This window comes from Pseudomonas sp. FP453 (assembly GCF_030687495.1).
GTDB lineage: Bacteria > Pseudomonadota > Gammaproteobacteria > Pseudomonadales > Pseudomonadaceae > Aquipseudomonas.
Genome location: NZ_CP117435.1, coordinates 3,834,444 through 3,847,664, shown reverse-complemented (window position 1 = coordinate 3,847,664; position 13,221 = coordinate 3,834,444). Strand labels below are relative to the sequence as shown.

Here is a 13,221-nt window from a genome sequence, read left to right as displayed (position 1 = left end):
CCGACTAGGTTAGGGCCCATGGCACGGCTTGCCAAGGGGCGCTGCGCATTTGGATCAATAACTTGTCAGTTTCGGTCATTGAGGCGTAGTCCGGCGAATCATAGTCTGTGGGACATAAACCGATGGCACACCGTTCGAGTGCGCCACGTCCCGTGATGATCCGTTGTGGAGCTGTACCATGACCGCTGCTGCCTACCCGCACCTGCTGGCCCCGTTGGACCTGGGTTTTACCACCTTGCGCAACCGTACCCTGATGGGCTCGATGCACACCGGCCTCGAAGAAAAGCCCGGCGGTTTCGAGCGCATGGCGGCCTACTTTGCCGAGCGCGCCCGTGGCGGCGTGGGCCTAATGGTTACCGGTGGCATTGGCCCCAACGATGAAGGCGGCGTTTACGCCGGCGCGGCCAAGCTGACCACCGACGACGAAGCGCAAAAACACAAGATCGTGACCCAGGCTGTGCACGACGCGGGCGGCAAGATCTGCATGCAGATCCTCCACGCCGGCCGGTATGCCTACAGCCCCAAGCAGGTGGCGCCGAGTGCGATCCAGGCACCGATCAACCCGTTCAAGCCCAAGGAGCTGGACGAGGAGGGCATCGAGAAGCAGATCCAGGATTTCGTCACCTGCTCGCTGCTGGCCCAGGTCGCCGAGTACGACGGCGTGGAAATCATGGGCTCCGAAGGCTACTTCATCAACCAGTTCCTCGCCGCCCACACCAACCACCGTACCGACCGCTGGGGCGGCAGCTACGAGAACCGCATGCGCCTCGCCGTGGAAATCGTGCGCCGTGTGCGTGAGGCCGTCGGCCCGAATTTCATCATTATTTTCCGCCTGTCGATGCTCGACCTGGTGGAAGGTGGCAGCACCTGGGAAGAAATCGTGCAGTTGGCCAAGGCCATCGAGCAGGCCGGTGCGACGATTATCAACACCGGCATTGGCTGGCACGAAGCGCGTATCCCGACCATCGCCACCAAGGTGCCGCGTGGCGCGTTCAGCAAGGTCACGGCCAAGTTGCGCGGTGCGGTGCAGATCCCGCTAATCACCACCAACCGCATCAACACCCCGGAAATCGCCGAGCAGATCCTCGCCGAAGGCGATGCCGATATGGTCTCCATGGCGCGGCCGTTCCTCGCCGACCCGGAGTTCGTCAACAAGGCCGCAGCCGGGCGCGCCGATGAGATCAACACCTGCATCGGCTGCAACCAGGCCTGCCTGGACCACACCTTTGGCGGCAAGCTGACCACCTGCCTGGTCAACCCACGGGCGTGCTACGAGACCGAGCTGAACTACCTGCCGGTCAAGCAGATCAAGAAAATCGCCGTGGTCGGTGCCGGCCCCGCCGGTTTGGCCGCGGCGACGGTGGCTGCCGAACGTGGCCACCAAGTGACGTTGTTCGATTCCGCCAGCGAGATCGGCGGCCAGTTCAACATCGCCAAGCGCGTGCCGGGCAAGGAAGAGTTTTTCGAAACCCTGCGCTACTTCAAGCGCAAATTGCAGACCACCCATGTCGAGCTGTGCCTCAACACCCGCGTGGATGTCGAGCAACTCAAGGCGGGCGGTTACGACGAGATCATCCTCGCCACCGGCATTGCGCCGCGCACCCCGGCGATCCCGGGCGTCGAGAACGCCAAGGTGCTGAGCTACCTGGACGTGATCCTGGAGCGCAAACCGGTGGGCAAGCGCGTGGCGGTGATCGGTGCCGGTGGTATCGGTTTTGACGTGTCGGAATTCCTCGTGCACCAAGGCGTGTCTACCAGCCTGGACCGTGAAGCGTTCTGGAAGGAGTGGGGCATCGACACCCAGCTGCAAGCCCGTGGCGGTGTGGCCGGGATCAAGCCGCAGGTGCATGCGCCGGCGCGTGAAGTGTTCCTGCTGCAACGCAAGGCCTCCAAGGTCGGCGACGGTCTGGGCAAGACCACCGGCTGGATTCATCGCACCGGCTTGAAGAACAAACAAGTGAAGATGCTCAACAGCGTCGAGTACCTGAAAATCGACGACGAAGGCCTGCATATCCGCATCGGCGCCGAGGGTGAGCCCCAGGTGCTGGCGGTGGACAACATCGTCATCTGCGCCGGCCAGGACCCGCTGCGCGAGTTGCAGGACGGCTTGGTCGCCGCCGGCCAGAACGTGCACCTGATTGGCGGCGCCGACGTGGCGGCCGAGCTGGACGCCAAGCGCGCCATCAACCAGGGCTCGCGACTGGCCGCCGAGCTGTAAGGCGACATAGACTACGGGCCCTTTGCGCACAGAGATGCACCCGATGGGCCCGTACGACTGGCTTCCCCACGCCCCCCTCGAACCCTTGCACCTGGACTGGCTGCAAGGCGTCGAGTTGGCTGTGCTGCGCCTGGACCGCATCGATCCGCTGATCAGCGGCAACAAGTGGTTCAAGCTCAGCGGGCACCTGGCGCAAGCGCAAGGCGCCAACGGCATCATCAGCCTCGGCGGTGCCTGGTCCAACCATCTGCATGCGTTGGCGGCGGCGGGGAAACGCTTTGGTTTCACCACCGTCGGCCTGTTGCGTGGCCATCCCCAAGACACACCCACCGTTCTCGACCTGAAAGCGCTCGGCATGCAGCTGCATTGGCTGGGTTATGGCGGTTATCGTGGTCGGCATGAGCCGGGTTTCTGGTTGCCGTGGCTTGAACAATATCCCGATCTGCATCCCGTGCCCGAAGGCGGCGGCGGGCTCGCGGGTGCGCTGGGTTGCGCGGTGCTGGTCACGCAGGCGCGCGCGCAGTTTGCCGCGCTGGGCTGGGCTGATTTCGACGGCTGGTGGTTGGCGGCGGGCACCGGCACCACCTTGGCCGGGCTGGTGCTGGCAGAGGCGGGCGCCCACCCGGTGTACGGCGCCATGGCGGTGCCGGACGACCACGGCGTGGCGCAGAACGTTGGGGCGCTCGTGCAGGGCGGTTATGAGCTGCTGGACGCCAGCCGGGGCGGTTTTGCCAAAGTCGATCCAGAGCTATTGGCGTTTATCGAGCACACCGAAAAAACCTGCGGGCTGCCACTGGAACCGCTCTACACCGGCAAGGCACTGATGGCCCTGAAGCAACAGATCGAGGCCGGGCGTTTCGCCCCCGGCACTCGCCTGATCTTCATCCACACCGGCGGCCTGCAAGGTCGCCGCGGCTTCAAGGGTTAGCGCGCTTGCCCGGCATCATGCGCAACGCGGTGTTGTCGCGCAGGATGTAGTGGTGGCCAATCCCCGCCAACGCATGCAGGCCGATCAACCAATACCCGGCTTTGCCGAACCACACGTGCCAGCCTTCAATTTCCTTGGCCAGCGCCTTGTTCTCGGCGATCAGCGGCGGCAATTCCATGCCATAGAACATCACCGAATGGCCCTCGGCACTGACGATCAGCCAACCGGCAATCGGCATGCCGATCATCAACGCATACAGCGCGAAGTGCATCAGCGTCGCCAGCAGGCTTTGCCATGGCGGCGGCGCCGGCACGATCTTCGGCGCCACGCCCAGGCTGCGGGCAAACAGGCGTAGCCACACCAGCACAAACACCGTGAGGCCGAGCATGAAGTGCATCTCGACAATCAACGTGCGTGCGCCGCTGCCTTTGGGAAACTGGCCGCGCAATTCAATGCAGGCGTAGACCACCGCCAGCAGCACCACCATCAACCAATGCAGTGCAATCGACATGGTGCTGTAACGCGTATCGGAGTTTTTCCACGGCATTGCTGGGTTCCTCACTCATCAGGGCAAACAGTTACTTCACGGAATAGCAATGCGTTCTTGAGTGACGCAGTGACTTAACTGTATGCCGGTTTTGAGCGGCGCGCCTGGCACAAATGCCTTTGTCTTGACCTCCATCAGTCGCTTTGTGGCATTTCCCCACGGGCCAACCGCGCGTTGATATCAGCGATCACTCCCGGCAGGTCGTTGATGGTGTCGATCAGGTAGTGCGGGCGCGAGCCTTTGAACAGTGTTTCGATGCGTGCGCGTTCGTTTGCCAGGGTGGCGCCATCCAGGGCACGGAATTGCGCGTAGCTCAGGCCCAGTGCGTTGCCGGAGCAGGTCAGCGCCACGGTCCACATGCCGGCACGGCGGCCTTCGAGGATGCCCGGCACGGTGTCGTCGACCTTCACGCACGCCGCCACATCGTCAATGCCCAGGGCGATCACGTTGGCCAGGGCCTGGGCGGGCCAGGGGCGGCCGTTGGGCACTTCGTCGGTGGCGACCACGTGGTCGGCGACGTAGCCGTTGGTCGCGGCCAGGGCGACGACCTTGTCCATCACTTGCTTGGGGTAGCCGGAGCAGGAACCGATCTTCAGGCCCAGGCCACGCAGGGCGGCGATGGTGTCGAGGGCGCCGGGGATCAGCGCCGAGTGCTCGGCGATTTTTTCGATCTGCAACGGCATGAAGCGCAGGTAGATCGCGGTCACGTCGTCGTCCGTCGGCGTACGGCCAAAGACCTGGCGATAGCGTTCGGCGACCTGCGGCTGGTCGCACAGGGTGCGGATATGGTCCCACTTGCCCATGCCCATCGGGCCACGGGCTTCTTCGATGGACACTTGCACGTCGAACTCGGCAAACGCCTCGACAAAAATCTGCGTGGGCGCGAACGAGCCGAAATCGACCACGGTGCCGGCCCAATCGAGGATCACGGCTTGCAGGGTGTTGGGGTTTTGATAGTTCATGCTGGCGATCCGGTAGATGAAAGAGTGATGCCCATGGCGTGCAATGCTTCGCCGATGGCGGCGACGGCGGCGTGCATCTCGACGGCGTCAACGTGGCCGATGCAGCCGACGCGGAAGGTGTCCACCTGGGTCAATTTGCCCGGGTAGAGGATGAAACCCTTGGCCTTGACCCGCTCGTAGAAGTCCTTGAACTGGTAGCGCGGGTCGTGCGGCGCGTGGAAGGTGACGATGATCGGGGCCTGGATCGCGGCCGGCAGGAAACTGCGCAAACCCAGCTCGGCCATGCCCTCCAGCAGCACCTGGCAGTTGCGCGCGTAGCGTTGCTGGCGCGCGGGCAGGCCGCCTTCCTCCGCGTATTGCAGCAGTGCTTCGTGCAGGGCGGCGACCACATGGGTCGGCGGGGTGAAGCGCCATTGGCCGGTCTTGGCCATGTAGGCGTGCTGGTCGAACAGGTCCATCGCCAGGGAATGGCAGTTGCCTTGGGCGGCGGCCAATGCCTGTTTGTCGGCGAAGACAAACCCCATGCCGGGCACCCCTTCCAGGCATTTACCCGATGCAGCGATCAGCGCGTCGAAAGGCACTGCGCGGGCATCGATGGGCAGGGCGCCGAAGGAGCTCATGGCGTCGATGATCAGGCGCTTGCCGTGCTGTTTCACCACCTGGGCGATTTCGACCAAGGGGTTGAGGATGCCGGTGCTGGTTTCGCAATGGATCAAGGCGACATGGCTGATGGCCGGGTCGGCGTGCAGCAGGCGGTCGACATCGGCGGCGGTGGTGGGGTGGTCTTCGGCGGTTTCAAAGGTGCCGAAATCGCGGCCGAGCACTTCGCAGATCTTCGCCAGGCGCTGGCCGTAGGCGCCGTTGATCAGCACCAGCACCTTGCCGTCGCGCGGCACCAGCGTGCCGATGGCGGCCTCGACGGCGAAGGTGCCGCTGCCTTGCAACGGCACGCAATGATGGCTGGCGGCGCCGTCGATGATCGCCAGCAATTGCTCGCAGACACTGGCGGTCAGTTGGTTGAAGCGTTCATCCCACGAGCCCCAATCCACCATCATCGCCTGGCGGGTGCGGGCGGAGGTGGTCAGGGGGCCTGGGGTGAGCAGGATAGGCGCGGTCATTGCAGGTCCTCGTCAAGCGTTCGGTTCAAGCTACGGCGCCTAAATTGCAGTTTGGCTTGTTATCAATCAAATTGTTTGTTGTTATGCGAGCTATCAGTGAGGCCGATAGCGATGAATCTATTCCAACTGCGTGCATTCGATGCCGTGGCCCGTGAGGGCAGTTTTACCCGGGCGGCGGCGCGGCTGTTTATCAGCCAGCCGGCAGTGACCGGGCATATCAAGGCGCTGGAGGAGCACTACCAGATCCCCTTGCTGCGGCGTACCGCGCGACGGGTCGAGTTAACCGAGGAAGGCGCGCGGCTGGCGGCTATCACCCGGGCGATCTTCGGCCTGGTGGACGAGGCGCAGATGATGCTGGAAGCCAACCGCCAATTGCTCACCGGACGCCTGGAAGTGGCGGCCGACGGCCCGCACCTGGTGATGCCGATGATCGCCCGCCTGCGTGCGCGTTACCCCGGCATCACCGTCAACCTGCGCCTGGGCAATGCCCAGGAAACGTTGGCGGCGTTGCTGTCGGAGCATGCGGATGTGGCAGTGCTGACCGAGGTGGAGCCGCGCAACGGCCTGCATCTGCAAGCGCTGGGCGAGTCACGCATCTGCGCGCTGGTGCCCGTCAACCATGCCTGGGCCACGCAGGCGGCGGGCATTCGCCTGGAGCAACTGCACGAGCAGATCATGGTGCTGCGCGAGCCCAGCTCCATTACCCGGCGCACCTTTGACGACGCCTGCCAGGCGGCGGCGGTGGCGCCCAAGGTGTTGCTGGAACTGGACAGCCGCGAGGCGGTGAGCGAAGCCGTCGCCGCTGAGTTGGGGGTGGGGGTGGTGTCATCCATGGAGGTCAGCCCGGACCCGCGCGTCAAGGCGATTGCCCTGCAAGGCGCTGGGCTGGTCAACCGGCACATGCTCGGCTGCATGGAACGGCGTCGCTCGTTACGCCTGATCCAGGCGTTTTTCGAGTTGGCGCCCTGACGGTTTTTTGGTGGAACGTTGCGTTTTTGCCCTATAAACTCTGCCCCCAAAGCGCCGGCCAGTAGACGTCTCGGCGCCATGGATATTAGAGAGTGAGTCATGGGCGCACAGTGGAAAGTCAAACATAAAGAAGCGGCATCCAATGCCAAGGGCAAGATCTTCGGCAAGCTGGTGAAAGAAATCACCATCGCCGCCCGCAACGGTGCCGACACCGCCACCAACGCCCACCTGCGACTGGTGGTGGAACAGGCCAAAAAGGCCTCGATGCCCAAGGAAACCCTGGACCGCGCCATCAAGAAAGGCGCAGGCCTCTTGGGTGAAACCGTGCAGTACCACCGCGTGACCTACGAAGGTTTCGCGCCGCACCAGGTGCCGTTGATCGTCGAGTGCGTCACCGACAACATCAACCGCACCGTGGCGGAAATCCGCGTGGCGTTCCGCAAGGGCCAACTGGGTGCTTCCGGTTCCGTGGCCTGGGACTTCAACCACGTCGGCCTGATCGAGGCCTCGCCGGACACCCCGGACGCTGATCCCGAGATGGCCGCCATCGAAGCCGGCGCCCAGGATTTCGAAGACGGCGAAGAAGCAGGCACCACCTTGTTCATCACCGAAACCACCGACCTGGATGCCGTACAGAAAGCGCTGCCGGAGCAGGGTTTCACCGTGCTGTCGGCCAAGCTGGGCTACATCGCGAAGAACCCGGTGAGTGGTTTGACCGATGAGCAGATGGCTGAAGTCGAGGCGTTCCTGGAAGGCCTGGACAACCACGATGACGTGCAGGACATGTTCGTCGGCCTGGCTGGCTGATTTCTAACAGGCTAAATGCCGTTCAAAATGTGGGAGCTGGCTTGCCTGCGATAGCGGTGGGTCAGTTTGCACATCAGCAACTGATAGACCGCTATCGCAGGCAAGCCAGCTCCCACAGTTGTATTGGGTTTCGTCAGGCCGATTTGAGCAATGCTTCGATTTCTTCAAAGCCCGGACGCGCCAGCACATCCGGCTGACAGCAACGCTCGCGCAGTGCCACCAGTTCCTCACTCACCCCCGCCTCAACCCGCTCCAGCAACTCCCCCAGCAACACCCCAAACGCACGCACTTCAATACGCTGCAACGCCCTGGTTTCCAAGGTGTCCGCCGTGGCATGGAACGACGCCGCGCCAAAATCCCCGAGCAGGCAATCGCCGGCCTCATTCCACAGGATGTTGTGGCCGTACAGGTCGCCATGGGTGATGCCGTGGCGGTGCAGGTGCGCGGCCACCGACGCAATGCCTCGCGCCATGCGCAGGGCCACGTCCAGGCTGAACACCGTGCCCGGCGCGTAGACGTCGCGGGTGCACGACGCCAGGCTCGGCAGGGCGGCGAGGTTGCGGTAGCTGGGGGCGATCAGGTCCATCACCAGCGCCGCTTGATCATCGGGGTGACCGACGACGCGGCCTTCCACCTTGATCAGGTTGGGGTGCAGCCCGGCGGCGATGCACGCCTGCATCTCATGCAGCGGCGAGCCGTCGCTGGTGATGGTGCCTTTGTAGAGTTTTACCGCGACGGAGTGCCCGGAGGGCTTCCACAGTGCCTTGTGGATCACCCCCGAGGCACCTTCTCCAAGGACTTCAGCCAGTTCCAGCTCGGGCCAGGGAATGTCTGGCGTGCTTTCATCGGCAGACAGCTGCACCGCCATTTCCACCGGGTTCCCCGCATACGCCAGCCAGGTCAGGCTTGGCAGCGCCAGCAGCCATTCGGGCAGGCGGGTGAAGCGGTTGGCGGCGATGCGCAGCAGTTCGAGGTTATGGCAGTTGGCCAGGCTTTCCGGCAATTGCGTCAGGTGATTGCCGGCCAGCATCAGTTTTTGCAGCAATGGCCGCGCGCCCAGTTCAACGGGCAACTGACTGATCTGGTTGTCGGTGAGGATCAGCCAGCGCAACAGCGGCGGCAGCGCAGCGGCGGGCACGTGGGTGATCCGGTTGGCCTTGAAGCCGACCATGCTCAGTTTCGCGCACTGGCCCAGGCATTCCGGCAGCTCGGTGAAGGCGTTGTCCGAGCAGAACAGCACGCGCAGGTGCGGCAGGCGGTGCAGGTCGTCGGGCAGGCGGCTCAGGGCGTTACCGCTGAGGTTGAGGATTTCCAGGGAGTCGGCCAGCGCGAAGATTTCCTCGGGGAATTCGGTCAGCCCGCAGGACAGGTCCAGGCGCGTGATGCCGGCCAATTGGCCGGCCTTGAGTTGGGCGAGGGTATGCATGGACGGCGCGATCTCTGGGCAAAGGGGCGTAAATGGCGCTCATGATAGCGGTTGCGCGCGGCTCTGTTGCAATTGCCCGAGGCGACTTGCGGTGCGCGCAAGGTCGATGGCCTGGCCGTGCAAGGCCTGGTCAAGGGGCAACTCGCCGATCAGGATCAGATGCTTGTCCCTGTCGTAGAGCACGTCCACCAGGTTGATAAAGCGCTGCTGCACGGCAATCGGGCAATCTGCCAGCGCGGGCAGGCCGTCGATGATCCAGTGGTCGAAGTCGTGGCACAACAGCAGATAGTCCATCACCGCCGTGAGCTGTTCGCACAGGTCGTTGAAGGTGAAGGCGATGGTGCGCCCCTGATGCCTGCGGCAGCGTAACTGGCGGTTGCCGACGGCCAGGGGCAGCGCAGGGCAATCCGCAGCAGGCAGGTCGAACGCTTCCCGCTGGCTCGCAGTGCCCGGCCACAGGTAGTGGCCGGCAGTGAAGCGCTGTGTGCTGTGGGCTTGGGGCAGGCTGCGAAAGTCCTCGGGCGAGCTGACTTCCAGCACGTCCATGCGCGCGGCGATCAGGTCGATCACCGGCTTGAAGCGTTGGTGGTACAGCGGGTTGGGCAACAGGCCGGCGGGCGGGTAGTTGGACGTGACCAGCACCCACACGCCGCGTTGAAACAGTGCCTTGAACAGCCGGCTGATAAGCATGGCATCGCCGATGTCATGTACATGGAACTCGTCGAAACACAGCACCTGGCAACCGGCCAGCAGCTCATCCAGGGTCACCGCCAGGGCATCGTCCTGTGCCCGGTGCTTGAACATGCCCCGGTGCAACCGCGCAAAGAAGTCGTGGAAGTGCACCCGCTGCTTTTCGGCCATCGGCAGCGCCTGGAAAAACCCGTCCAGCAACCAGCTTTTACCGCGCCCCACCGGGCCGTGCAGGTACAGGCTGCGGGTGGGCTGGCGTGCCAGCAGGTGCCGCGATTCGCGGGCCAGGGCGCTGATGGCGCGGGTTTGCCCGGCGCTGAGGGTGTAGCCCTGTTGCGCGGCTTTTTGCGCAAAAAACCTGGTGATCGGCGAAGCGTCGTGGGGCGCGGTTTTTTTACCGAGCAAGCGACGGATCAGTGAAAGCGCGGCCAATGGGAATCACTCTGTCTACCGGTGGTCGCCTACTTTAGGGCGGCCAACGGGTTTTGACCAATACAGAAGGGCCCCTCGCGCTATCTCGAAAAAGCATGACACGCCTGCGTTGCCCTGTGAGCTGGCAGTTTCCCCCTGACTGACTAGGCTCATACACAGCAGTCACCCCTGTACAAGGATTTGGGGCAGTGAAGGGACGAGCAGTATTGGCAGTCATGAGCGCGATGCTCTGCAACACGGCTTATGGTGCGCAGCTTCAGGTCGAAGTGCGCATCGACGTGCAGCGGGGTTGCCAGTTGGTGGGTATCACCCGCGAGTCGGGCATCGAGCAACTTGGCGTTTTGGATTTTGGCAGCGGCCCGCGTCTGGATGACCCGGCCGGGCCCTTGAGTGCGGCCTTGATCAGCCAACGCCAGCCGCGCCTGGAGTGCAACCCCGACACGCCCTACCAGATGCGCGTTGACGGCGGCCTGCATGGCGGCACCGGCGAAGTGCGTTACCTGAGCGCCGCTGTCCCTTCGAGCAAACCCATTCCCTACCGCATTTTTGCCGACGCCGCGCGCCGTATCCCGTTGCCGGTGGATGTGCCGCTCAGCGGTCGCGTCCCAGATTCTGGCAGCGTCGATTTGCCCCTGTACGGTCGCATTGAACCGCTCAAGGATATTCCCGCCGTCGGTCGTTATTCCGACCTGCTCAAGGTCACGGTCACATGGTGAGTCGCGGCTTGGCCCTTGTGGCGATGGGCGGCTTGTTGCTGCTGGCGGATGACGTGCAGGCGGCGGTCAGCGGGCAGATCCACGCGCGCCTGGTGATTACCGCCAGTTGCGAGGTGAGCAAAGGCGCTGATACCACCCCCGTTACGCCGGACGGTGGCTCGGCGGTGCTGGATTTCGGCAGCCACGGGCCGACCTGGGACAACCGCCTGACCAGCGGCGTCACCGATGGCGAGAAGGCGCCGCTGGCGGTGTCCTGCAACCCCTCGCTGGTCAGCAGCTTCACGGTGACCATCGACGGCGGCGTCAACGGTGATGGCACCACCCGGCGCCTGAGCAACGGTCGTCAGACCATTCCCTATCGTTTATCGGCCGATGCACTGGGGCGCAGTACCTACAGCATCGGCCAGCAACGCAATTTCGTCGTGACCCGGGGCACACAAGTACCGATTCCGGTATTCGGCTCGGTGGTGGCGAATACCAGGGCCCTACCGGCCGGCATCTATACAGACACCCTGACGGTGACTCTGGATTGGTAAACCATGAGGATGAATATCATGCATGCACGTGTATCCAAGGCTGTTTTTCCATTACTGGCGCTGGCGTGGGTGTCGGGGTCACAGGCGGCCACGGTGGCCGGGACAATTGGCGCAACACTGGTGCTGACCAGCAGCTGCCAGGTCAACGGCGCGGCGGCCACCGGAGGGATGAGCTTCGGCGCATTGACCTTCGGCGCGTCCAACAGCTTGTTTACCGAGTCCTCGGGCCAGGTGCTGGGCGGCGGCGGCGGTGCGTTGTCGATTCTGTGTTCGGCGGGCACCTCGCCGACCTTGACCGTGGCCGGTGGCGCCAATGACGGCAAGTCCCCCGGCGGCACCCGCGCGTTGTTCGACGGCGTGGCCAACTACGTGCCCTACGACCTCTATACCGACAGTGGCCATTCGAACCTGGTGGCCATTGGCGGGGTCATCCCCCTCGCCGCCAGCACCGGTGTGGCCCAGGCCGTGAATATCTACGGTAAAGCCACCGGCAAGGCGGGGCTGCCAGCCGGCACCTATACCGACACGATCAATGTGACCCTGACGTTTTAACGGCCATGAAATGGGTGGGATGGGTGGCGCTGTGCATCGGCTGGGGCATGCCGGTGTCGCTGTTGGCCGTGACCAGCCAGTCGTTCCAGGTCAGTGCGACGATCACCCCGGGCTGCCTGGTGGCCAGCGGTGGCAGCAATTACGGCAGCCTGGCGTTCGGCAGCTATTCGGCGCTGGCGACCAGCACCGCGTCGGTGGCGCTGGCCAACTCGGTCGTCTTGCAATGCACGCCAGGGGTGGCGTTGAGCATGACGGTCGATGGCGGTTTGTATAACAGCGGCGGGCGGCGGATGCAGCTCAACAGCGGCACGGCGAAGGTGGCGTACCAGCTGTTTCGCGATGCGGCGCTGAGCCAGAGCCTGGGTATCAGCCAGAGCGTCAGCGTGGCCTACGCCAACGCGAACAACATCACCTTGCCGATTTACGGCCGGGTGCAGCTACCGGGCAATACGCCTGGGGGGACGTACAGCGACACGCTGCAGGTGCAGCTGACGTGGTAAGGCGAATGGCATAAGGAGTGGGATCTATGTATGCAGCTTCCCGGCAGTGGTGGGTAGCGGGTTTGTTTGGTGTGTTGGGGGTGGCGGGGCAGGTGCAGGCGGCCAGTTCGGTGCTGATCTGGCCGATTGACCCGGTACTGGAGGCCGATCAGCAGGCCAGTGCGTTGTGGTTGGAAAATCGCGGTACGGAGACGGCCAACCTGCAGATCCGCGTATTTGCCTGGACGCAGAGCGGGTTCGACGAGCAATACCAGAACCAGCGCGATGTGATCGGCAGCCCGCCGGTGGCGAAGATCGCGCCGGGGCAAAAGCAGTTGGTGCGCTTGACCCGCACCAAGGAAGTGCCGCCCGGCCAGGAGTTGGCGTATCGCATCATCATCGATGAGATCCCCTCTGCCGAGCCCGTCGTCACTGCGGCGGACGGCAAGACCGCGGCGGCCGTGCGTTTCCAGATGCGCTATTCGGTGCCGTTGTTCGCTTATGGCCCGGGCCTTTGGAGCAAGGTTGACGGCACCCGCGACCGTGACCCCAAGACGGCCGGCAAACCGGATCTGAGCTGGAAGAAGGTCACGACCGGCGGCCGCAACTATGTGGAAATGCACAATCAGGGGGCCGTGCATGCGCGCCTGACGGATGCCAGCTTCAAGCAGGGCGGCCAGGCGCGCCCGCTGGTGGAGGGTCTGATGGGCTATGTGTTGCCCGGGGCAACCATGCGCTGGCAGGTGCCGGACGGCTTGCCGGCAGACCAGCCGTTACAACTGCGGGTCAACGGCGCCACCCAAGTGGAGAGCCTGGCGCCGGGTCGGTAGAACAGGCGCGA

Annotated in this window: 14 protein-coding genes; 9 read left to right on the top strand and 5 right to left on the bottom strand. The window is 63.9% G+C overall.

What is annotated here, in order from left to right:
• Window positions 1–178 precede the first annotated feature (178 nt).
• Together PSH87_RS17250 and PSH87_RS17245 are read left to right on the top strand one after the other, a co-directional pair.
• Window positions 179–2,218: an NADPH-dependent 2,4-dienoyl-CoA reductase gene (locus tag PSH87_RS17250; protein WP_305430392.1), complete on the top strand. Its 2,040-nt coding sequence runs from the start codon at window positions 179–181 to the stop codon at window positions 2,216–2,218.
• 43 nt (window positions 2,219–2,261) lie between these two features.
• Complete coding sequence (locus tag PSH87_RS17245; protein WP_305430391.1) at window positions 2,262–3,146, top strand: 1-aminocyclopropane-1-carboxylate deaminase/D-cysteine desulfhydrase; 885 nt, start codon at window positions 2,262–2,264, stop codon at window positions 3,144–3,146.
• Here the strand turns inward: PSH87_RS17245 and PSH87_RS17240 are convergent.
• The 3 genes from PSH87_RS17240 to PSH87_RS17230 form a co-directional block, all read right to left on the bottom strand.
• Window positions 3,136–3,693 carry a cytochrome b gene (locus PSH87_RS17240; RefSeq protein ID WP_017736915.1) on the bottom strand — a complete coding sequence of 186 codons (558 nt, stop codon included), beginning with the start codon at window positions 3,691–3,693 and terminating at the stop codon, window positions 3,136–3,138. The two genes, PSH87_RS17245 and PSH87_RS17240, sit on opposite strands and share 11 nt — an antisense overlap.
• A 134-nt stretch (window positions 3,694–3,827) precedes the next feature.
• On the bottom strand, window positions 3,828–4,655 hold the full coding sequence (phnX, locus tag PSH87_RS17235) for a phosphonoacetaldehyde hydrolase (protein ID WP_305430390.1): 828 nt from the start codon (window positions 4,653–4,655) through the stop codon (window positions 3,828–3,830).
• Window positions 4,652–5,773, bottom strand: coding sequence for a 2-aminoethylphosphonate--pyruvate transaminase (locus PSH87_RS17230; protein WP_305430389.1), 1,122 nt, complete (start codon window positions 5,771–5,773; stop codon window positions 4,652–4,654). Before PSH87_RS17230 ends, phnX begins: the two co-directional genes overlap by 4 nt.
• 111 nt (window positions 5,774–5,884) lie before the next feature.
• On the opposite strand from PSH87_RS17230, the gene PSH87_RS17225 reads away from it, so the two are divergent.
• Together PSH87_RS17225 and PSH87_RS17220 are read left to right on the top strand one after the other, a co-directional pair.
• Window positions 5,885–6,742: a LysR substrate-binding domain-containing protein gene (locus PSH87_RS17225; protein ID WP_305430387.1), complete on the top strand. Its 858-nt coding sequence runs from the start codon at window positions 5,885–5,887 to the stop codon at window positions 6,740–6,742.
• Window positions 6,743–6,841: 99 nt separating this feature from the next.
• Window positions 6,842–7,549 carry a YebC/PmpR family DNA-binding transcriptional regulator gene (locus PSH87_RS17220; RefSeq protein ID WP_017736911.1) on the top strand — a complete coding sequence of 236 codons (708 nt, stop codon included), beginning with the start codon at window positions 6,842–6,844 and terminating at the stop codon, window positions 7,547–7,549.
• Window positions 7,550–7,682: 133 nt separating this feature from the next.
• Here the strand turns inward: PSH87_RS17220 and PSH87_RS17215 are convergent, their stop codons facing one another.
• Both PSH87_RS17215 and zapE read right to left on the bottom strand, forming a co-directional pair.
• On the bottom strand, window positions 7,683–8,975 hold the full coding sequence (locus PSH87_RS17215; protein ID WP_305430385.1) for a protein kinase: 1,293 nt from the start codon (window positions 8,973–8,975) through the stop codon (window positions 7,683–7,685).
• Between the two features lie 39 nt (window positions 8,976–9,014).
• Window positions 9,015–10,097 carry a cell division protein ZapE gene (gene zapE, locus PSH87_RS17210; protein ID WP_305430383.1) on the bottom strand — a complete coding sequence of 361 codons (1,083 nt, stop codon included), beginning with the start codon at window positions 10,095–10,097 and terminating at the stop codon, window positions 9,015–9,017.
• A 224-nt stretch (window positions 10,098–10,321) separates the two neighbouring features.
• Between zapE and PSH87_RS17205 the strand changes: the two genes are divergently transcribed.
• From PSH87_RS17205 to PSH87_RS17185, 5 genes are read left to right on the top strand one after another with little or no spacing between them, the layout of a single operon-like run.
• Window positions 10,322–10,813 carry a spore coat U domain-containing protein gene (locus PSH87_RS17205; RefSeq protein WP_305434333.1) on the top strand — a complete coding sequence of 164 codons (492 nt, stop codon included), beginning with the start codon at window positions 10,322–10,324 and terminating at the stop codon, window positions 10,811–10,813.
• Window positions 10,807–11,349 carry a spore coat protein U domain-containing protein gene (locus tag PSH87_RS17200; RefSeq protein WP_017737697.1) on the top strand — a complete coding sequence of 181 codons (543 nt, stop codon included), beginning with the start codon at window positions 10,807–10,809 and terminating at the stop codon, window positions 11,347–11,349. Before PSH87_RS17205 ends, PSH87_RS17200 begins: the two co-directional genes overlap by 7 nt.
• Window positions 11,350–11,367: 18 nt before the next feature.
• On the top strand, window positions 11,368–11,901 hold the full coding sequence (locus PSH87_RS17195; protein ID WP_257781618.1) for a spore coat protein U domain-containing protein: 534 nt from the start codon (window positions 11,368–11,370) through the stop codon (window positions 11,899–11,901).
• 47 nt (window positions 11,902–11,948) lie between these two features.
• Window positions 11,949–12,401, top strand: coding sequence for a spore coat U domain-containing protein (locus PSH87_RS17190; protein ID WP_085986530.1), 453 nt, complete (start codon window positions 11,949–11,951; stop codon window positions 12,399–12,401).
• 26 nt (window positions 12,402–12,427) lie between these two features.
• Window positions 12,428–13,210 (top strand): molecular chaperone, encoded by a 783-nt coding sequence (locus PSH87_RS17185; protein ID WP_017737700.1) that lies wholly within the window; start codon window positions 12,428–12,430, stop codon window positions 13,208–13,210.
• The last annotated feature ends 11 nt before the right edge of the window (window positions 13,211–13,221 follow it).

What these genes read in the sequence shown, in the direction of transcription:
- PSH87_RS17215 (WP_305430385.1), bottom strand. Translation starts at nt 8,975, where the DNA reads ATGCATACCCTCGCCCAACTCAAGGCCGGCCAATTGGCCGGCATCACG.
- PSH87_RS17245 (WP_305430391.1), top strand. Translation starts at nt 2,262, where the DNA reads ATGGGCCCGTACGACTGGCTTCCCCACGCCCCCCTCGAACCCTTGCAC.
- PSH87_RS17230 (WP_305430389.1), bottom strand. Translation starts at nt 5,773, where the DNA reads ATGACCGCGCCTATCCTGCTCACCCCAGGCCCCCTGACCACCTCCGCC.
- PSH87_RS17200 (WP_017737697.1), top strand. Translation starts at nt 10,807, where the DNA reads ATGGTGAGTCGCGGCTTGGCCCTTGTGGCGATGGGCGGCTTGTTGCTG.
- PSH87_RS17185 (WP_017737700.1), top strand. Translation starts at nt 12,428, where the DNA reads ATGTATGCAGCTTCCCGGCAGTGGTGGGTAGCGGGTTTGTTTGGTGTG.
- PSH87_RS17220 (WP_017736911.1), top strand. Translation starts at nt 6,842, where the DNA reads ATGGGCGCACAGTGGAAAGTCAAACATAAAGAAGCGGCATCCAATGCC.
- PSH87_RS17240 (WP_017736915.1), bottom strand. Translation starts at nt 3,693, where the DNA reads ATGCCGTGGAAAAACTCCGATACGCGTTACAGCACCATGTCGATTGCA.
- PSH87_RS17250 (WP_305430392.1), top strand. Translation starts at nt 179, where the DNA reads ATGACCGCTGCTGCCTACCCGCACCTGCTGGCCCCGTTGGACCTGGGT.
- PSH87_RS17205 (WP_305434333.1), top strand. Translation starts at nt 10,322, where the DNA reads ATGCTCTGCAACACGGCTTATGGTGCGCAGCTTCAGGTCGAAGTGCGC.
- PSH87_RS17195 (WP_257781618.1), top strand. Translation starts at nt 11,368, where the DNA reads ATGCATGCACGTGTATCCAAGGCTGTTTTTCCATTACTGGCGCTGGCG.
- PSH87_RS17190 (WP_085986530.1), top strand. Translation starts at nt 11,949, where the DNA reads ATGCCGGTGTCGCTGTTGGCCGTGACCAGCCAGTCGTTCCAGGTCAGT.
- phnX (WP_305430390.1), bottom strand. Translation starts at nt 4,655, where the DNA reads ATGAACTATCAAAACCCCAACACCCTGCAAGCCGTGATCCTCGATTGG.
- PSH87_RS17225 (WP_305430387.1), top strand. Translation starts at nt 5,885, where the DNA reads ATGAATCTATTCCAACTGCGTGCATTCGATGCCGTGGCCCGTGAGGGC.